The sequence below is a fragment of the Noviherbaspirillum pedocola genome, assembly GCF_016632335.1.
In the GTDB taxonomy this organism is placed as follows: Bacteria; Pseudomonadota; Gammaproteobacteria; order Burkholderiales; family Burkholderiaceae_D; genus Noviherbaspirillum_A; species Noviherbaspirillum_A pedocola.
Genome location: NZ_JAEPBG010000001.1, coordinates 409,379 through 427,273, shown reverse-complemented (window position 1 = coordinate 427,273; position 17,895 = coordinate 409,379). Strand labels below are relative to the sequence as shown.

Sequence of the window (17,895 nt, the reverse complement as noted above, 5' to 3'; positions counted from 1 at the left end):
GGATTTCGAATGTTTTAGTTAAGTTCGTCTGCAAGAATTAAATGGTTATCTTATTCAGAGTAGAGGCAGGATGCGCGTCGATAGCTTGATAGTAGGATTGTATTGTGCGATCTATACATTTTTCCCAAGTAAAATCCCTACTTCGCTCCAGCGCTTTCAAAGCTAGTTTTTCTCTGAGATTGTCGTCATCTATAAGCGAACGCATTGCATCCGTGGCTGCTCCGACGTCCAGAGGGTCAATTAAAATACCAGTGTCGCCAACTACTTCCGGGATGGATGAAACATTGGATGCAATCACTGGTACCGCCGATGCCATTGCTTCCAGTGGTGGCAAGCCAAAGCCTTCATAGACGGAAGGGTAGACGAGAGAAGTAGCGCCCGCGATCACGTACGCAAGCTCTTCCCGAGTTAAGTATCCTAGTTGTTTGACTTCACCTGATTGCAGCATCGGCGCCAACTGTGTTTCAAGGCTGGAAGTAAGCCAGCCCTTCATTCCGACCAGTACTAGTGGAAAATGTTTTCTGACACGTTCTGGCAGGCGCGCGTACGATCGCAGCGCGAGAGATAAATTTTTGCGAGGTTCAAGAGTGCCGACCGCAAGAAGATATTTGCCATACGCAAGCCCGTTGCGCTCGAGAGTAGCGCGGATTTCGTGTGCTGACCTAGGACGAAACAGCGATTCGACACCGAGCGGAATGGGTTGAATACGCTCGGGGTCAATGCCGAACGTTTCGACCACTTCACGTTTGACGAATTCCGAGTCAGTCAACACCACAGTTGCACGATGAAGTCCGGGCTCGAAGTATTTATTCATTGCGCGAACCCGTTCCATCGGGTGCATTTCCGGAAAGCGTATCCAGGAAAGGTCATGAACCGTTACGACATTTGGGCCGTCGAACGGTAAAGGCAGAATATTCGGTTCGTGATAAACGTCGAATTTCTGAAGTCGTGTTCCTGCATCAAATCGGTGTTCCTGAATGAATCGACGCAGCGTATAGGATAGGGGAACGTGTTTCCTTATCCAGGGAAGCACTGTTGCCGCACCTGGCATCGCCTCGTTCCGTACTTCCTTTTGCCATGCCGCTCCATAGAAGAAACTGGCATCTATATCATTGCGGCGTTTCAGGCCCAGTGCGAGTTGTCTGCTGTATTGCCCTATGCCGGTGAGCGGCGACAATAGCGATGTAGCGTTGAAGGCAAGCCGCATCAGTGTTCAACGATCGTCGCTTGATCCAGCATCCAGGTCAACGTGTCGGCTAGGTCAGGTATCTCGATCGGTCCAGTCATGGCGAGTAGTCGTGAGGGATCTCCACACAGTCGATGAATTTCGTTTGCACGAACGAATGCAGGATTCACCTTCGTTTCGATTTTGTGGCCGCTAATGCTGCTCAAAAGGCTAATGACGGATGTGAGCGTGACAGGATTTCCTGAGCAGATATTGATTGTTTCGCCGACAATGTTCTTCTCCAATAGGCGTAGATACGATTCGCAAACGAACCGCACATCGTTGAATTCACGTTCAACATCCAGATTGCCGAGTTCGACAGTTGGTAAGCGTTGTGCGAAGTGCGAAACCAGCTTGGGAATAATGAAGGACAGGGATTGCCCAGGGCCTGTGTAGTTGAATGGGCGCGTAAAAAAGAGCGGCAGCCGGTCCAAGTAGGTATGGGCCATATATTCCATCGCAAGTTTACTCATTGCATAGTGATTCACCGGCGCTGGAGGCTGTGTTTCCGCAATAGGTGAGGCCGTGCAATTTCCGTAGATGTTTGCGCTGCTTGAAAGAAGCACGCTAACCGGCGGCTTATCGAGTCTAGTCAGTGCATCGAGTAAATTTAGCGTGCCGATTACATTGACTTCATAGAAAGCGTTGACATTGGCATGGCCCACAAAACTTATGGCGGCAAGGTGCGCGACCGCATCCGGTGCAGCTTGAAGGATTTCATCTTCAAGTTGCTTGCTTGCATTCAGATTGGCGCGTAGGGCAATTATTTCGTGGCCGGCGGCCTTCGCATGTTCAGCGAAATGTCTGCCGGTGAAACCATGGGCACCGGTAAGCAATATCTTCAAAATGAAAAACCCTTCTCATTACGCCGTAGGTCTGCTTCGACCATCATCTGGCACAACTGTTCCAAAGTCGTACGGGCTTCCCAATCCAGAATGGCTTTTGCTTTGGCTGGATTGCCGATCAGGAGGTCGACTTCCGCGGGACGGTAGAAGCGCGGGTTAATGCGCATGACGACATTGCCTGTTGCTATATCGGTGGCTATCTCGTTCTCGGCGCTGCCACTGAACTCGACTTGGATGCCGGCACCCTTGAACGCCATTTGCACAAAATCGCGAACGGTTTCAGTACGATTGGTCGCCAGCACAAATGTATCTGGCTCGCTAGCCTGCAGCATGCGCCACATGCCTTCAACGTATTCCTTGGCGAATCCCCAATCGCGTTTGGCGTCGATGTTCCCCAGTTCCAAGCAGTCGAGTTTCCCCAACTTAATCTTGGCAACGGAATCAGTAATTTTTCGTGTTACGAATTCGCGGCCACGAAGTGGACTTTCATGGTTGAATAAAATGCCGCTCGCGCCAAATATGCCATAGCTTTCGCGATAGTTGACTGTCATCCAGTGTGCATACAGCTTTGCGACTCCGTAGGGGCTACGGGGATAAAACGCTGTATCTTCGGTTTGCGGGATTGCTTGAACCTTACCGAACATTTCTGATGTCGATGCCTGATAAAACCGGATCCTAGGATTGAGCAGCCGAATAGCTTCGAGGATATGCAGTGCGCCGACGCCGGTAATTTGTGCTGTTGTGCTCGGTTGTTCAAAACTAACGCCGACAAAGCTTTGCGCGGCTAAGTTGTAAATCTCATCTGGCTCAACCTTCTGAACCAAAGCAATCGTTGAACCGAGATCAGTAAGGTCGTATTCTACAAGGTGAAGATTAGGGTGATCCTGCACCGCCTGTTCTTCTATTCGCCAGAAATTGACTGCACTCGTCCGGCGATACGTCCCATAAACTTCATAGCCCTTTTCCAGCAAAAGCTGGGCGAGATAAGCGCCATCTTGGCCAGTAATGCCGGTGACAATTGCTTTTTTCATACTCTGCTCACTCATGTACTTTTAGATAATCGCATTAATACGGTGAAATAGGGCCAATCCCGTCTATACCTCGCGGTCCTAGGAAAGCAGCAATAGCCGCTGGGATCAAGCCACAAGTCAGTTAACTGACCCGCCCATAAACATCCTCAAACCGCACGATATCGTCCTCTCCTAGATATTCACCGCTCTGCACCTCGATCATCACCAGATCCAGTACGCCCGGGTTCTCCAGTCGATGCTTGTGCGCCGCCGGAATAAACGTCGACTCGTTCGTATTAACGAACAACTCCTTATCGCCATTCACCACCTTGGCCATGCCACTGACCACAATCCAGTGCTCACTGCGGTGATGATGCATCTGCAGGCTCAGGCTCGCGCCCGGCTTGACCACGATACGCTTGATCTTGAAGCGCGGTCCGTCTTCCAGCACCGTATAGGTTCCCCATGGACGGTGCACCGTCCGGTGCAATTGGTGCGCTTCATGGCCGGAGGCTTTCAGCTTTGCATAGATGTGCTTGACGTCCTGCGCACGCAAGCGGTCAGCCACCAGCAACGCGTCCGGGGTGTCGATGATAACCAAGTTATCGACACCAACTGCGCCCACCAAGCGGTCACGGCTCTGGATATAGCAATTCGATACATCATGCAGCAGCACTTCGCCTTCGACTCGGTTGCCTTCGGCGTCGGCCTCGGTCAGATTGCCGATCGCGGTCCAGGAACCGATGTCGCTCCAGCCGATGCTGCAGGGAACGACCGCGACATTGGCGGCCTTTTCCATCACCGCGTAATCGATCGAGTCCTCGCGCACCTTTTCGAAATACTCCGCCGGCAATTCCATCTGCGTCAGGCACTTGCCTTCAGCGGTGCGCAGTTGACGCATGCAGGCCTGCGTGGCTTCAAGAATGTCCGGGCAGTGTTTCTCCATCGCGCGCAGAATCGCGCCTGCGGCAAAGCAGAACATACCGGAGTTCCAAAGGAAGCGGCCGGAATCCAGGTATTGCTGCGCCTTCTCGCGCGATGGCTTTTCGACGAAACGCAGCACGTCGTTGCCTTCGGCTTCGATGTAGCCGTAACCGGTTTCTGGTGCGTCCGGCCGGATACCGAAAGTCACCAGCTTTCCCCGTGCAGCGAGGGTTTTCGCCTCTTCCACCGCGTCGTTGAAGGCTCGCTGGTCGACAATCAGATGGTCTGCAGCCAGTACCAGCAGCAACGCATCTTCGTCATGCGAGGCGGCAACATGCAGTGCGGCAGACGCGATCGCCGCTGCGGTATTGCGGCCAAAGGGTTCAAGGATGTACGAGGTCGGCATCTTGTCCGCGTTGACTTCGCGGAAGTCGTCCTCAGTCTTGAAATACAGATCTCGGTTGGTGACGGTTAGGATCTCCTTCGCATCCGCAAGCGCCGCGCCGCGCAAGAACGCTTTTTGCAGCAGGCTCTGGCCATCCGCCAGACGAATGAAAGGCTTGGGATGCAATTCGCGGGAGACCGGCCAGAGCCGCGAGCCTGCGCCGCCGCAAAGGATGGTGGGGATGAGCGTCATGAAATTCCTTGTTCCGAACTGTAGTGATTTGTCACCGGAGAGAGCGAATACGGGAAGCATGGCGGCAAAGATAGCCGAAGAGGTATCCAACCCTGATGCCATGCCGCCGAGCCGCCGGCACTTTTAGGATTGCCTAGTGGTATTTTGTTCAGCGGCTGAAAAAGGCGGCATTATATCTCAACACTTTTGCAAGAGAGTGGTGGAATATCCGAGATTGGAGACGGGCATCTTACTTACCGGGCGGCAAGTAGGCGACAGAACCACGTGCCCAAGTCGCATGTTTTCTAGTTGGCACGGCCAACATTGTCGTCTTACTTTGCGTTTCCTTAGTAGCTCGTCGCTGCAGCCCATTATCAGGGCCGTTTTTAGGTAATCAGCCGGTTGACCGCAGCGGCAACAAGAATACCCACCAGCACGCCAGCCGCGATTTCAATACGGCTATGCCCCATGCGCTCGCGCAGCATGTCGTTTTTCGAGGACGCGGCATTGAGCCGGTTGATCGCGGCGGCATGCTTGCCAACCTGCCTGCGCAGGCTGTTCGCGTCGAGCATGACGATGAATGCCAGCGTCAGCGCCGCTCCGAAAGCGGGATCTCCAATGCCTTCGCGAAAGGCGATCAGGGCCGCCGTGCTGCTGACGATGGCACTGTGATTGCTCGGCAAACCGCCGTAGCCGACCAGACCGAAGGCCAGCTTGCCGGCCTTGATGCTGTTGATGATGAATTTCATGACGCCGGCCACGAACCAGGCGGCGAAGGGTGTGATGACATAGGCGAGCGTCATGCCGCACCCCGCGCCACCGGCCACAGCGCCCAGGCGCAGATTCCTATCCATAGCACGACCGTCATGAGCAACTGCCAGTCAGCGAGCAACGCATCGGTCGGCGATTCACCGCCTTGAAGTTTTTCAACGACATACCAATAGCGAAACAGGCCAAACAGCACGAGCGGCACGGTGATAATCAGTTGCGGCCGGGCCGACATGACGAACATGCTGTAGAAAAGCAGTGCGCCGGTGGCAGACATCTCGGCATAGCGATCCACCAGGGACAGGGAGTATTGCTCCAGAACCTTCCGCCCTTCCGTGCCGCTTTGATGCAATTCCTGGCGTCGCTTGACCGCCGCAAGGAACAATGCCAAGCACAAAGTCGTCACGAACATCCAGGAAGAGACGGGTACAGCAAGGGCGGTAGCGCCGGCGTAGACGCGCAGCACAAAGCCAATGGCGATCGTGAAGATGTCAATGACCGGTTGATGCTTCAACACGAAAGTATACGCAAGGTTCAGCGCCATGTAAGCCACGATGACCTGCACCGCCTTCGGTTCCAGGAACCAGCCCCAAACAAGTACGCCGTACAGCAGGGCAAGCAGCCCCATGGCCATTGGCACCGTGACAATGCCGGCTGCCAGCGGGCGCTTCTTGGACTTCGTCGGGTGTAACCGATCCCGCTCAATGTCGGCAGTGTCATTGATGATATAAGTTGCCGATGAGGCGGCGCAGAACAGCAGCGCGGTTACGATCGAGCGGCTGATCGAGTGTGAGTTGAGAAACTCGCCGGAGAAGATGAGTGGAGCTAAGACAAATCCATTTTTCACCCATTGTTTGGGCCGCATCAGCTTGATGAGGCCGGCAAGCTGAGCCAGGGAGGACCTCCGCGCTAAGGTATCATGCATGAAAAAAACCTATTGATTGATATGATTTCTGGAACATATTGCGTTTGCCAATGAAGCTAGCCATTACCTATGTGATTCTCGCATTAATCGCCACTATGGCAAACCTTGCAGCCCAAGACCTTGTGGTGCGTCTGTATTCCGGCGCTTTCAGCATATTTCTTTCCATCCTGTTCGGCACCGCCGTTGGCCTGGTCATGAAGTACGTGCTGGATAAACGTTATATTTTTTGTTTCCGTGCGCAAAATGCCGCGCATGACGGCCGCACTTTCATCCTCTACAGCGTGATGGGACTGGCGACGACCGTCATCTTCTGGGGCATGGAGTTCGCGTTCCAGCATGCGTTCGGCACCAAGGAAATGCGCTATCTCGGCGGCGTGATCGGGTTGGCGATCGGTTATCTGACCAAGTACCAGCTCGACAAGCGTTACGTCTTCAAGGTCGCGGCGTCATGAGGCCGGTGTCATCATGGGGCAGGCTGTCGGCCGATCCCCACCAGGTGGTCATGCTGCGCGAGCGCTCGGGCATCGCGGCTGCGCTGGCCGCGCATCGGCCGGGTCTGGCTCATGGCATGGGCCGCAGCTATGGCGATGCCTGCCTCAATCCCGGCGGCATTTTGTGGAACACCACGGCACTCGATCATCTCATCAGCTTCGATGAAGCTACAGGCATGCTGGTCTGCGAAGCGGGCGTGCTGTTGCGGGATATCCAGCGCCTGATGATTCCGCGCGGATGGACGCTGCCGGTTACTCCGGGCACGCAGCTGGTCACCGTGGGTGGCGCCATCGCCAATGATGTGCACGGCAAGAACCATCATGTGCACGGGTCTTTCGGTGACCATGTGTTGCGCCTGCGCTTGTTGCGTACCGACGGCGAAGTCATCGAGTGCGGCCCGGACCTGATGCCCGACTGGTTCGCGGCAACCGTGGGCGGGCTCGGGCTGACCGGGGTAGTTACCGAGGCGGCGATTCGCCTGCGCCGGATCAGCGGCCCGTGGCTGGATACCGAAACCCTGCCTTACGCCAACCTCGATGAATTCTTTCGTCTCGCCGACGATTCCGAAGCCGGCTGGGAACATACGGTCTCTTGGATCGATTGCATTGCCGGGGACGGCGGACGCGGCATATTCATGCGCGCCAACCCGGCAACCGGCGTCGATGCGCCCGCGCCGAAAGGCAAGGTGCGCACGATGCCCCTGGTGCCACCGATTTCCATGGTGAACCAGCTCACGCTGCGCCCATTCAACATGGCTTATTTCCACATGAAGAAATGGAAGGCGGGCCGGGGAGTCGCTCACTACGAGTCTTTCTTCTACCCGCTGGACAATCTGCTCGAATGGAACCGCATGTATGGTCCGCGCGGGTTCTTCCAGTATCAGAGCGTGGTGCCGCGCGAGAACGGCAGGGAAGCGACTGCGGCAATGCTGCGCGAGATTGCGCGCTCCGGCGATGGATCGTTCCTGGCGGTGCTCAAGACCTTTGGCGATCGACAGGCGCCGGGCATGCTGAGTTTTGCGCAACCGGGCGTGACGCTGGCGCTGGATTTCGCCAATCGCGGCGAACGCACCTTGAAGCTGTTCGAGCGCCTGGATGCGGTCGTGCGCGAGGCCGGCGGACGCCTTTATCCGGCCAAGGATGCGCGCATGCCGCGCGACCTCTTCGAAACAGGCTATCCGCGCCTGCATGAATTTTTGAATTACCGCGATCCCGGCATCAGCTCTGCCTTGTCGCGTCGTCTTATTGGAGTCTGAATTTGGCACTCAAGAAAATCGTGATCATCGGCGCGACGTCGGCCATCGCCGAACATTGCGCCCGGCTCTGGATAACAGCACAGGCCGTGGACCTGGTGCTGGTCGGTCGCAGCATCGCCCGCATGGACGCCATTGCCGCAGACCTGCGCGTCAGAAGCCCGCAGTCGACGGTGCGGCTGATGCAGGCCGACTTCCTCGATCCGGCAGCGATACAGGCGACGGTGGACCAGCTTCATGCCGACGGCGCCGTCGACGTGGCGCTGATTGCGCATGGATCCTTGCCGGAACAGCACGACTGCGAAGCCGACCTGTCACTGTGCCGTGAAGCGCTAGACATCAATGGCATATCGCCGGTGCTGTATGCCGAGGCATTCGCCATGCACATGGCGCAGCAGGGCAGGGGAACGCTCGCGCTGATCGGTTCGGTGGCGGGCGACCGTGGCCGCAAGTCCAACTATGTCTACGGCGCGGCCAAGGGCCTGGTCACGCGCTATGCCCAGGGCCTGCAGCATCGTTTCGCCGGCACCGGCGTGCGCATCGTGCTGATCAAGCCGGGTCCGACCGACACGCCGATGACGGCGCATCTGAAGGGCAAGGGAGCTAAGCTGGCCTCGGTGACGGATGTGGCCGCGAGCATCGTGCGCGGCGTGGACCAGGGGCGCACTGTGGTCTATGTGCCGGGCAAGTGGCGGCTGATCATGATGGTGATCATCCATATGCCGGGGTTTGTCTTCAACAAGTTGAATATCTAGGGCGAATACGCTGCGACTAATTCGCTGAACCTGACCTGATTCCCATCGCACGGCGGAACCGTGACGGGAACTGAGGCTTTTGCCACGGCGCCAGCATGTTTGTTGTTGCCCGGATGCAAATAGTACACCTGCCTCAGGCAGTATCCTGCTTTGTAATTGTGCTCGGTACCCGGTACAGTTCGCCTGGGCCGCAGTGCTGATATAGACTAGCCCGGCCAAGACCGAATCTCTTATCGCTTTCTGACAGGCACTCTTTCCTGAGGAGTCGCTCTAATGGAATGCTGATCTGGCTCGATCCCACAATGAACTGGCATGGCCGGGCTACCGGTAAGCGCGGGCGGAGTCCACGCTTCAGTGACGAAGCGATTCAGTGCTGCCTGAGCATCAAATGCCTGTTCAATTTGCCGTTGCGGCAGGCCATGGGGATGACGCAGAGCTTGCTGCAGCTGGCGGGCCTGGACTGGTCGGTTCCCGACTACAGCACCGTGAGCCGGCGGCAAAAGACATTACAAGTCACCATTGAAGTCGTCCCCACCACAACGGGCTTGCACCTGCTGGTCGACAGCACTGGTATCAAGATGCTCGGCGAAGGGGGAATGGAAGACCAAGAAGCTTGGTGCTGAATACCGGCGCCAATGGCGCAAGGTCCATCTGGGCATCGATGCCGCCACGCTGGAGATCCGGGCCATGAAAGTCACTGACAATAGCATTGGCTATGCGCCCGTACTGCCGGAGTTGCTGGACCGGATTCCTGTGCAAGAGCAGATTGCCAGTGTCGATGGCGCTTATGACACCAAGACCTGCCATGAGGCCATCGCGCTACGCCAGGCGCATGCCGTCATCCCTACGAGAAGAAACGCCAAGCCCTGGAAAACGAATCGCCCTAGTACACACAGGCGCGTAATGAGATTCTGCGAGCGACGCGCCGCCTGGGGCGCACGATTTGGAAAAACTGGAGCGGCTATCACCGACGTAGCTTGGTCGAGACCAAAATGCGCTGCTTCAAACTCCTCGGCGAGCGCATTCAAGCGCGTGACTTCGACCGTAAGGTCGCTGAACTACAGGTACGTGCTGCTTTGCTGAATCGCTTTACGCGCCTTGGCACGCCCATCACGGTCCCTACGCCATAAGTCCGCCTACACAAGGGAGAGACTCGTCCCTTAATCTATTTGCGCAACAAAGCCTCGCTGAATTACAAGTGCGCGCCGCCGGTGCCAAATCGCTCTACGCGTCTTGGCACGCCAATTACGGTCTTCATACCATAGATCTGCCTACAAAAGGGCAAACTCACCTTTTGGTCTATTTGCGCGACAAAGCCGACAACCGCGCTAGAGTCGAGCACGTCATTACGGTATGATGCAAAATTCTTGATCTTTGGCGCGACATTGAGCTCTCGCCTCAACAAAACTAACAGTTAATTTTGTTATTTTCGCTCTAATCGCGATTGTGGCAAGCTTCATCTCCAAGGATGTGCTCATCTGTACTTGCAGCGACACTTTCAATATTTTGCTCGCGTTGTTACGGCACCCTGCGTTAGGGGAGCGACGGTCAATAATGATGTTCGCATGCCATCTTCCTTCTTTCATTAGCAATAAAATAGACGTTCAATAATGAAGAAATACCCAATCTTAATAATTTTACTTATTTACAACTTCCTTGCTTTGGCGACATTCTTTTCATGGAATGCAAAAGGAATAAACACTGCCACTGGAGACGAGCCGCATTATCTGGTGATGTCCAGTGGAATTGTCAATTATGGGTCGCTAGAGCAGACGGCGCCATACAGAGACGAGTTCAGGTCAAGAGCAATATATAGGCATGGCCTCGCCGCCAAAGAAGCACAACCCTCGCCTGAAAATACCCACGCCGTTTTAGGCCCCCATGGATTATTCAATATTCACAATATTGGCCTTCCACTCTTATTGGCGCTGCCTTTTGTACTCGGTGGAGTTGTAGGTGCAAAATTGTTTATGGTGCTCTTTGGGGACATCATTGTAGTAATAGCTTGGGAGTTTTCATCACGATTTTCCAAAAACCAAACCCATAGACTCCTTGCTGTCATTGCTGCGGCGATCGCTTTCCCTATTATTCCGGCATCAAATTAAATATATCCAGAACTCGTCGCTGGCCTAATAACGCTTATTGGACTTTATTGGTTTTTCACTGCACATGAATGGAGAAGCAGAAGTTTAGAGATTACATTCGCCATCGCCATCTCTTTCTTGCCGTGGCTACAGATAAAGTTCGCAGCAACATGCGCAATACTAATAATTGCGATCTCAGCCAAAATTTATATTGACTCGAGGGATCGAAAAAGAGTTCTCCGAGTTTTGATTATTGCCGGCGCTTCATGTATTGCACTTATGCTTTATAATTATTATGCTTTCGGAAAGGTATCTGGGCCATACCAGTCAGGCGCGCTTGAAATAAGCAAAACAAGCTTAATGGTTTTTATGGGCCTTCACTTTGACCAGAACCAAGGGCTTTTAATTCTAAATCCAGTAAACCTAATTGGAGTGCTTGCTATTGGCTGGATTTGTAGAAAGCATCGCGCATTTTCTCTTATTTGGATTTTAACTTATCTATCATTAACCATTCCCAATGCTCTTCACCCAAACTGGTATGGAGGAGGGAGCTTTTCCGGCCGCTTCGGCTGGGCTGCTGCAATAACATTCGTTATTCCAACTATTTATGGATTGATCGAAATTGGTAAAAGTCGAGAGAGAGTATTTCAGGTGGTGACAGTAGGAGGGATGCTTCTCCAGATTTATTTCTTTTACCAATACACCGTTGTCGGCGCAAATCTTTACAATAAAGGCCCTGGAACGGAGGTTGATTCTTATTCGATATTTTATCAACCGATTCATTCATGGATGCCTATGCTGTATGACTCTAGTTGGGCGTATTCGTATGCGCCAAATTATGCATGGCTAATCTTTTTTTGTTCCCTCGTATTTATTGGATTTTTAAAAGCATTTAAGCTGGGATTTGTCCGCTTAGGCGACGTAACTGAGTGTGTCGGTCAAGCGTTCGAATAAAGTCCGCAGGATTTTTATTATCTCTGGTGCGCCATCTGACATCGATAAAGCTTGTTTAAACCAGAACCAACGACGTACCAAAGCGATCGTATCCGCTAATGTGGCTGCTCCCTTTGCATACCAGGCCGCATGTCGCAGGATGATCGGTTGTTTTTTGATGCGTTGCTTGGCCAGCGAGGCAACAATGGAATACAGCGCCAAGATCACCGGCGTTGCACGGGCAATGGCTCGCGCAGACCACTGGCGGTGTGTTTCCATGCCCAGTTGCGCTCGCGCTTCCTCAAAGGTCACTTTCACCTGCCAGCGCTTGCCGAACCAGTTCAGGATTTGTTCGGACTGAGTCGGCCCCGATTTTGCTGGACACGAATCTAGGGTAAAACCGTGTCAGAGAAACCTAGATGTTGGAGGTTTTGGGCTGCGTCAGCGCAGGGGCCTTTGTGCGTAAGGGCGCGTCGCCTCCCTATAATTCTCCAATGTTGTTCTTTTGGAACTAGTATGGTCCGCTGTCAGACGCGGGGCTCGGCTGGTCGTTTGGCACCGCAGCGTCCACTCGGTTTTTGTATGCCGCAAATGGTGACGATTCGCTACCGGATGTTCTTACGCTCAGAATCTTATTGGTGGGGGGCGGCGCCTCCACATCACTCTTAATTGTGTGCACATCTACAGCAGTAGAGCCGAGGGGCTGGAAACCGAATTGAGCATTCCCCTACCGCGAGGAAGCGACAAGCGAAAACATTCTCCATTTCGATACGCCCGATGCACGCGCACCCGCTAACGAGTTGCGCGTGCTGGCGCTAGCCTTCAAGTCGCTCGCACTGCACTGAACCGACTCGCCTTCCCCCGGCGCGGCTACAATGCCGTTCCCCGGAATAGATGGAAAGGCGGTGGCTTGAATTGGGCAAGGTGCTTGTTACTGGCGCGAACGGCTTTGTCGGATCGGCACTGTGCGCGGGCCTGGAGGCGCGCGGCATGCGCTATGTTGCGGCGGTGCGCAGGCGCATCGGCGCAGAGCAGTTCGAGGCAGGCGATATCGCCGGTCCGGTGGACTGGGCACCTGCGCTTGCGGGCTGCGACACCGTCATCCATCTCGCCGCGCGGGTGCACATGATGCGCGACGCATCGAGCGATCCGCTGGCTGCATACCGTGCCGTGAATGCCGATGCCACGCTCGCGCTGGCCCGGCAGGCGGCGCAGCAGGGCGTGCGCCGCTTTGTTTTTCTCAGCAGCGTCAAGGTCAATGGCGAGCGCAGTCCGGCGGGACGGCCGTTTTCAGCGCAGGACCGTCCGGCGCCGCAGGATCCGTACGGGATGTCGAAGCTGGAAGCCGAGCAGCGCCTGTCGGAATGGGCGCCGCGCGCCGGCCTGGAACTGGTTATCGTGCGCCCGCCGCTGGTCTACGGACCCGGCGTGCGCGCCAATTTCCTGCGACTCCTGGAACTGGTTCGCTCCGGAGTGCCGCTGCCCTTGGGGGCGGTGCGCAACCAACGCAGCATGGTCGGAATCGACAACCTGGTGGATTTCCTGCTGCTGTGCGCTGAACATCCGGATGCCGCGCATGCGACCTGGATGGTGTCGGACAATCACGATGTTAGCATCGCCGAGCTGATCGGCGCGATCGCCGCGGCCATGGGAAAACCGGCGCGGCTGTTGCGGGTGCCGCCGGCATTGCTGTCGGCGGCTGCTGCGCTCGTTGGAAAGCGCCCGGCAGCGGGCCGGCTGCTGGATACGCTGCAAGTCGATGTGACGCCGGCGCTGCAGCGGCTGGGCTGGCGGCCGCCGGTGGCATTCCAGGACGGCATCGCGAAGACCGTTGCCCATTTCCTGCAAGCGGGGGAAGCGCGATGAAACGCCTGTTCGATCTGTGCCTTGCAGCAGGCTTGGCCGTGTTTTTGTTGATTCCGAGTTTGGTGATCGCTCTGCTGGTGCGCCTTACCTCGCCGGGCCCGGCCCTGTACTGGTCTGATCGGGTGGGCCGCGACAATGCGATTTTCCGCATGCCGAAGTTCCGCACGATGCGCATCGACACGCCTGCGGTGGCGACGCACCTGCTCGGCGATCCGAAATCCTTCCTCACGCCGATCGGCTCCTTCCTGCGCAAGACCAGCCTGGACGAGCTGCCGCAGCTCTGGAGCATCCTGACAGGCGACATGAGCTTCGTCGGGCCGCGCCCGGCGCTATTCAATCAGCATGATCTGGTCGAGTTGCGCACGCGCTGCGGCGTGCACCGGTTGCCTCCGGGTTTAACCGGCTGGGCGCAGATCAATGGCCGGGACGAATTGCCAATCCCGGTGAAGGTGGAATTCGACCGGGAATACCTGGAGCGGCGCTCGTTTCTGTTCGATATCAGGATATTAAAATTGACCTTCATCAAGGTTGTGAGGCGAGAGGGTGTGACACATTGAACAATGCTTCCATGCGGGCGCAGGTAAAATACTGCTCCGCACAAAAAATGCTTCCGGCATGAAAGCCATCCTCGATCTTTCCCGTTTCAAGAAACAGCTGCTCGCAGCATGCATCGATTTCTGCATGCTGCCGCTGACCTTTTTCTTCTCGATCTGGCTGCGCTACGACCATGTCGACTTTTCGGTAGTCCAGCATTACTGGTGGCTGCTGCTGGCCGCGCCGCTGGTATCGATCCCGATCTTCATCCGCATCGGCCTGTACCGCGCGATGATCCGTTTCATCGACCAGAAAATCGTCTATGTCGTGGTGCTGGGCGTGTCGCTGTCTGTGCTGGTGCTGGTGACCCTGTCGGCCTTCTCGGTGCGCATGAGCGCGCTGTCGCGCAGCGTTTTCGCTATCTACTGGATCAGCGCGATCCTGTACATGGTCGCCGGGCGCTTCATCGCGCGCGGCTATTTCCTGCGCGCGATGGGCCCGGTCGGCGCGACTCGCGTGGCCATCTACGGCGCCGGTGACGCCGGCATACAGCTGGCCAGCGCGCTGCGCGTCACCCTGGACTATGCGCTGGTGGCCTTCATCGATGACAGCAGGGAAATGCGTGGCGCCACCATCGCCGGCACCAAGGTTTATCGCCCGGATGACCTGGAATGGCTGGTGGCGCGGCGCGGCATCAAGGAAGTGCTGCTGGCCATGCCGACGCTGACCCGCAGCCAGCAGAAACGCATCCTGAACCGGCTCGAGCCGCTGCAGGTGAAGACCCGGGTGACGCCGCCCATGGGCAGCCTCTTGAACGGCCAGCTGCGGCTGCAGGACGTGCGCGATATCGAGATCGAGGATCTGCTCGGCCGCGATCCGGTGGCGCCGGACATGAACCTGATTTCCAGTTGCATCACCGACAAGGCCGTGCTCATCAGCGGCGCCGGCGGCTCGATCGGATCGGAATTGTGCCGCCAGATCGTGCGCCTGAAGCCGGCGCGCATGCTGCTGCTGGAAAGCTCGGAATATGCGCTGTACGCCATCGAGCAGGAATTGCGCGCACTGTGCGCCGAAACCCGCGCCGAGGTCGAGCTGCTGCCCTTCCTGGGCTCGGTGCTCGACCAGGAGAAATGCCTGCGCATGCTGCAAACCTATGCGGTGGACACGGTGTATCACGCCGCCGCCTACAAGCATGTGCCGCTGGTCGAGCACAATCCGATCGAAGGCATACGCAACAATGTGTTCGGCACGCTGTCCCTGGCGCGCGCGGCGATGGACGCGAAGGTGCGCCGCTTCGTGCTGATCTCGACCGACAAGGCAGTGCGCCCGACCAATGTAATGGGTTGCACCAAGCGCCTGGCCGAGCTGATCCTGCAGGCTTTCGCACGCGAGCAGAAGCACACCCGCTTCTGCATGGTGCGCTTCGGCAATGTGCTCGGTTCTTCCGGTTCGGTGGTGCCGCTGTTTCGCAACCAGATCATGGCCGGCGGCCCGATCACCGTCACCCATCCCGAAATCACCCGGTATTTCATGACGATTTCCGAGGCGGCGCAGCTGGTGCTGCAGGCCGGCGCGATGGGCGAGGGCGGCGATGTGTTCGTGCTCGACATGGGCGAGCCGGTCCGGATCATGGACCTGGCCAAGCGCATGGTGCACCTGAGCGGCCTGGAGGTGAAGAGCGAAGCCACGCCGCACGGCACGATCGAGATCCGGCAGATCGGTCTGCGCCCCGGCGAGAAGTTGTACGAGGAATTGCTCATCGGCGCCAACGCCCAGGGCACCGAGCATCCGCTGATTCTGCGCGCGCAGGAAGCCGAGCTGCCGTGGTCGGCGCTGTCCGAGGCGCTGAATCGGCTCGCGCAGGCCAGCGAGCGTTTTGCCATGGACGAAGTGCGCGAACTGTTGCTGCAGACGGTGGTGGAATATGCGCCGCAGTGCGGCATCGAGGACTTCCTGTGGACCGCTGCCGGGCAGCATGTCGGCAGGACCGGCGCGGTGGTGCGGCCCTTGCGGCCGGATCATGCGGCACGAGGATAGGCGCCGGCCGGCATTGCAGCCGGCTTCGCGCAAAGCCTTCGTGCGCAATCGGAGGAACAATACGAGGTTGTTTCGCCGCGCGGTCACGCAAGCTTCACGTAGGGCCTGCTCCGCCCACCCTACGGCAATATTGCGGCCGCTTAGAGCAACGCGAACGCGAACCGGAACGAATCATTCAATCATGCAAACAGAAAGAAGACCATCATGCTGACTCTGTCCCCGACCATCTTCAAGGCTTATGACATCCGCGGCATCATCGGGAAGACGCTCGATGAATCGGTTGCCCGGCGCATCGGCCAGGCCTTTGGCACCGCGGTGCGCAACAAGGGCGAATCGCAGGTTGTCATCGGCCGCGACGGCAGGCTGTCCGGACCGGGCCTGTCCAAGGCACTGGCCGAGGGCTTGCAGGCCGCCGGCATCGACGTCATCGACATCGGCGTGGTGGTCACGCCGATGGTGTATTTCGCCACCAGCACGATGGATGCCAAGTCCGGCATCATGGTCACCGGCAGCCACAATCCGCCGGACTACAACGGCTTCAAGATGGTGCTTTCCGGCGAAGCGATCTATGGCGACGCCATCACCGGACTGTTGCGCATCATCGAGGGCAATGCCTATGCGCAAGGCCAGGGCAACTACCGCACCCATGACATCCGCAAGGAATACATGGACCGCATCGTCGGCGACGTGAAGCTGGCGCGGCCGATGAAGATCGTCGTTGACGCCGGCAACGGCGTGGCTGGCGCCTTCTGCGGCGAGCTGTACCGTGCCATGGGCGCGCAGGTGCAGGAGCTGTTCTGCGAAGTCGACGGCAATTTCCCGAATCACCACCCGGATCCGGCGCACCTGGAAAACCTGGAAGACCTGATCCATGCGCTGAAGACCACCGATGCCGAAATCGGCCTGGCCTTTGACGGCGACGGCGACCGCCTCGGCGTGGTCACCAAGGATGGCCAGGTGATCTTCCCCGATCGCCAGTTGATGCTGTTTGCGGAGGAAGTGCTGTCGCGCAACAAGGGCGAGAAGATTCTGTACGACGTGAAATGCACGCGCCACCTCGCCTCCTGGATCCGTGACGCCGGCGGCGAGCCGCTGATGTGGAAGACCGGCCACTCGCTGGTCAAGGCGAAGATGCGTGAAGTCGGCGCGCCGCTGGGCGGCGAGATGAGCGGCCACATCTTCTTCAAGGACCGCTGGTATGGCTTCGACGACGGCATGTATGCCGGCGCGCGCCTGCTGGAACTGCTGTCGAAGGAAGCCGATCCGTCGGCGGTGCTGAATGCGCTGCCGCAATCGATCAGCACGCCGGAGCTGCAACTGAAACTCAACGAAGGCGAGAACTTCGCGCTGATCGAGAAGCTGCAGAAGGAAGCGACATTCCCCGGCTCGGACGAGGTGATCACCATCGACGGCCTGCGCGTCGAGTATCCGGACGGTTTCGGCCTGGCGCGTTCGTCCAACACCACGCCGGTGGTGGTGATGCGTTTCGAAGCCGAATCGCAGGAAGCGCTGCAGCGCATCCAGGGCGAGTTCAAGCGCGTGATCCAGGCTGCCAAGCCGGACGCGGCGCTGCCTTACTGACGTGAGGCCCGGCATGGCGTCGCGGCGCAGTCTGCCCGGTGCGGAGGC

General features: G+C 57.1%; 16 protein-coding genes and 1 pseudogene. 10 read left to right on the top strand and 7 right to left on the bottom strand.

What is annotated here, in order from left to right; genetic code table 11:
- Window positions 1-37: 37 nt before the first annotated feature.
- The 6 genes from JJB74_RS01920 to JJB74_RS01895 form a co-directional block, all read right to left on the bottom strand.
- The gene (locus tag JJB74_RS01920; RefSeq protein ID WP_234483511.1) at window positions 38-1,207 is read right to left on the bottom strand and encodes a glycosyltransferase family 4 protein; all 1,170 of its coding nucleotides are present in this window, start codon (window positions 1,205-1,207) and stop codon (window positions 38-40) included.
- Window positions 1,207-2,070 carry an NAD-dependent epimerase/dehydratase family protein gene (locus tag JJB74_RS01915; RefSeq protein ID WP_200590130.1) on the bottom strand — a complete coding sequence of 288 codons (864 nt, stop codon included), beginning with the start codon at window positions 2,068-2,070 and terminating at the stop codon, window positions 1,207-1,209. Before JJB74_RS01915 ends, JJB74_RS01920 begins: the two co-directional genes overlap by 1 nt.
- Window positions 2,067-3,101 carry a GDP-mannose 4,6-dehydratase gene (gmd, locus tag JJB74_RS01910; RefSeq protein ID WP_200590128.1) on the bottom strand — a complete coding sequence of 345 codons (1,035 nt, stop codon included), beginning with the start codon at window positions 3,099-3,101 and terminating at the stop codon, window positions 2,067-2,069. Before gmd ends, JJB74_RS01915 begins: the two co-directional genes overlap by 4 nt.
- Window positions 3,102-3,222: 121 nt before the next feature.
- Complete coding sequence (locus JJB74_RS01905) at window positions 3,223-4,641, bottom strand: mannose-1-phosphate guanylyltransferase/mannose-6-phosphate isomerase (protein ID WP_200590127.1); 1,419 nt, start codon at window positions 4,639-4,641, stop codon at window positions 3,223-3,225.
- Between the two features lie 365 nt (window positions 4,642-5,006).
- Window positions 5,007-5,423: a divergent PAP2 family protein gene (locus JJB74_RS01900; RefSeq protein WP_200590125.1), complete on the bottom strand. Its 417-nt coding sequence runs from the start codon at window positions 5,421-5,423 to the stop codon at window positions 5,007-5,009.
- On the bottom strand, window positions 5,420-6,313 hold the full coding sequence (locus JJB74_RS01895; RefSeq protein ID WP_200590123.1) for a decaprenyl-phosphate phosphoribosyltransferase: 894 nt from the start codon (window positions 6,311-6,313) through the stop codon (window positions 5,420-5,422). The genes JJB74_RS01900 and JJB74_RS01895 overlap by 4 nt, the downstream gene beginning before the upstream one ends.
- A 38-nt stretch (window positions 6,314-6,351) precedes the next feature.
- Here JJB74_RS01895 and JJB74_RS01890 point away from each other — a divergent pair, with 38 nt between their 5' ends.
- The 6 genes and pseudogenes from JJB74_RS01890 to JJB74_RS01865 all read left to right on the top strand — a co-directional run bounded on the left by JJB74_RS01890 (window position 6,352) and on the right by JJB74_RS01865 (window position 11,850).
- On the top strand, window positions 6,352-6,765 hold the full coding sequence (locus JJB74_RS01890) for a GtrA family protein (RefSeq protein ID WP_234483509.1): 414 nt from the start codon (window positions 6,352-6,354) through the stop codon (window positions 6,763-6,765).
- On the top strand, window positions 6,762-8,060 hold the full coding sequence (locus JJB74_RS01885) for an FAD-binding oxidoreductase (RefSeq protein WP_200590121.1): 1,299 nt from the start codon (window positions 6,762-6,764) through the stop codon (window positions 8,058-8,060). The genes JJB74_RS01890 and JJB74_RS01885 overlap by 4 nt, the downstream gene beginning before the upstream one ends.
- A 2-nt stretch (window positions 8,061-8,062) precedes the next feature.
- Complete coding sequence (locus JJB74_RS01880; protein WP_234483506.1) at window positions 8,063-8,812, top strand: SDR family NAD(P)-dependent oxidoreductase; 750 nt, start codon at window positions 8,063-8,065, stop codon at window positions 8,810-8,812.
- A gap of 257 nt (window positions 8,813-9,069) precedes the next feature.
- A pseudogene (locus JJB74_RS01875) lies at window positions 9,070-9,942 on the top strand (IS5 family transposase).
- 480 nt (window positions 9,943-10,422) lie between these two features.
- Window positions 10,423-10,917 carry a hypothetical protein gene (locus JJB74_RS01870; RefSeq protein ID WP_200590120.1) on the top strand — a complete coding sequence of 165 codons (495 nt, stop codon included), beginning with the start codon at window positions 10,423-10,425 and terminating at the stop codon, window positions 10,915-10,917.
- Window positions 10,918-11,142: 225 nt separating this feature from the next.
- Entirely contained in the window at window positions 11,143-11,850 is a 708-nt protein-coding gene (locus JJB74_RS01865; RefSeq protein ID WP_200590119.1) for a hypothetical protein, read from the top strand.
- Here JJB74_RS01865 and JJB74_RS01860 read toward each other — a convergent pair.
- Window positions 11,809-12,147 carry a hypothetical protein gene (locus JJB74_RS01860; protein ID WP_200590118.1) on the bottom strand — a complete coding sequence of 113 codons (339 nt, stop codon included), beginning with the start codon at window positions 12,145-12,147 and terminating at the stop codon, window positions 11,809-11,811. The two genes, JJB74_RS01865 and JJB74_RS01860, sit on opposite strands and share 42 nt — an antisense overlap.
- Before the next feature lie 576 nt (window positions 12,148-12,723).
- Between JJB74_RS01860 and JJB74_RS01855 the strand changes: the two genes are divergently transcribed.
- The 4 genes from JJB74_RS01855 (at window position 12,724) to JJB74_RS01840 (ending at window position 17,847) form a co-directional block, all read left to right on the top strand.
- Window positions 12,724-13,695, top strand: coding sequence for a UDP-glucose 4-epimerase family protein (locus JJB74_RS01855; protein WP_200590117.1), 972 nt, complete (start codon window positions 12,724-12,726; stop codon window positions 13,693-13,695).
- A complete protein-coding gene (locus JJB74_RS01850) occupies window positions 13,692-14,252 on the top strand; it encodes a sugar transferase (RefSeq protein ID WP_200590116.1) in 561 nt (186 codons plus the stop codon). The genes JJB74_RS01855 and JJB74_RS01850 overlap by 4 nt, the downstream gene beginning before the upstream one ends.
- 58 nt (window positions 14,253-14,310) lie before the next feature.
- Window positions 14,311-16,266, top strand: coding sequence for a polysaccharide biosynthesis protein (locus JJB74_RS01845; protein WP_200590115.1), 1,956 nt, complete (start codon window positions 14,311-14,313; stop codon window positions 16,264-16,266).
- 204 nt (window positions 16,267-16,470) lie between these two features.
- Window positions 16,471-17,847, top strand: a complete 1,377-nt coding sequence (locus JJB74_RS01840; protein ID WP_200590114.1) for a phosphomannomutase/phosphoglucomutase — start codon at window positions 16,471-16,473, stop codon at window positions 17,845-17,847.
- The last annotated feature ends 48 nt before the right edge of the window (window positions 17,848-17,895 follow it).

Bases quoted from the DNA above. Each gene is read 5' to 3' on its own strand.
- JJB74_RS01920 (WP_234483511.1), bottom strand. From the start codon at position 1,207: ATGCGGCTTGCCTTCAACGCTACATCGCTATTGTCGCCGCTCACCGGC.
- gmd (WP_200590128.1), bottom strand. From the start codon at position 3,101: ATGAAAAAAGCAATTGTCACCGGCATTACTGGCCAAGATGGCGCTTAT.
- JJB74_RS01905 (WP_200590127.1), bottom strand. From the start codon at position 4,641: ATGACGCTCATCCCCACCATCCTTTGCGGCGGCGCAGGCTCGCGGCTC.
- JJB74_RS01900 (WP_200590125.1), bottom strand. From the start codon at position 5,423: ATGACGCTCGCCTATGTCATCACACCCTTCGCCGCCTGGTTCGTGGCC.
- JJB74_RS01895 (WP_200590123.1), bottom strand. From the start codon at position 6,313: ATGCATGATACCTTAGCGCGGAGGTCCTCCCTGGCTCAGCTTGCCGGC.
- JJB74_RS01885 (WP_200590121.1), top strand. From the start codon at position 6,762: ATGAGGCCGGTGTCATCATGGGGCAGGCTGTCGGCCGATCCCCACCAG.
- JJB74_RS01870 (WP_200590120.1), top strand. From the start codon at position 10,423: ATGAAGAAATACCCAATCTTAATAATTTTACTTATTTACAACTTCCTT.
- JJB74_RS01855 (WP_200590117.1), top strand. From the start codon at position 12,724: ATGGAAAGGCGGTGGCTTGAATTGGGCAAGGTGCTTGTTACTGGCGCG.
- JJB74_RS01850 (WP_200590116.1), top strand. From the start codon at position 13,692: ATGAAACGCCTGTTCGATCTGTGCCTTGCAGCAGGCTTGGCCGTGTTT.
- JJB74_RS01845 (WP_200590115.1), top strand. From the start codon at position 14,311: ATGAAAGCCATCCTCGATCTTTCCCGTTTCAAGAAACAGCTGCTCGCA.
- JJB74_RS01840 (WP_200590114.1), top strand. From the start codon at position 16,471: ATGCTGACTCTGTCCCCGACCATCTTCAAGGCTTATGACATCCGCGGC.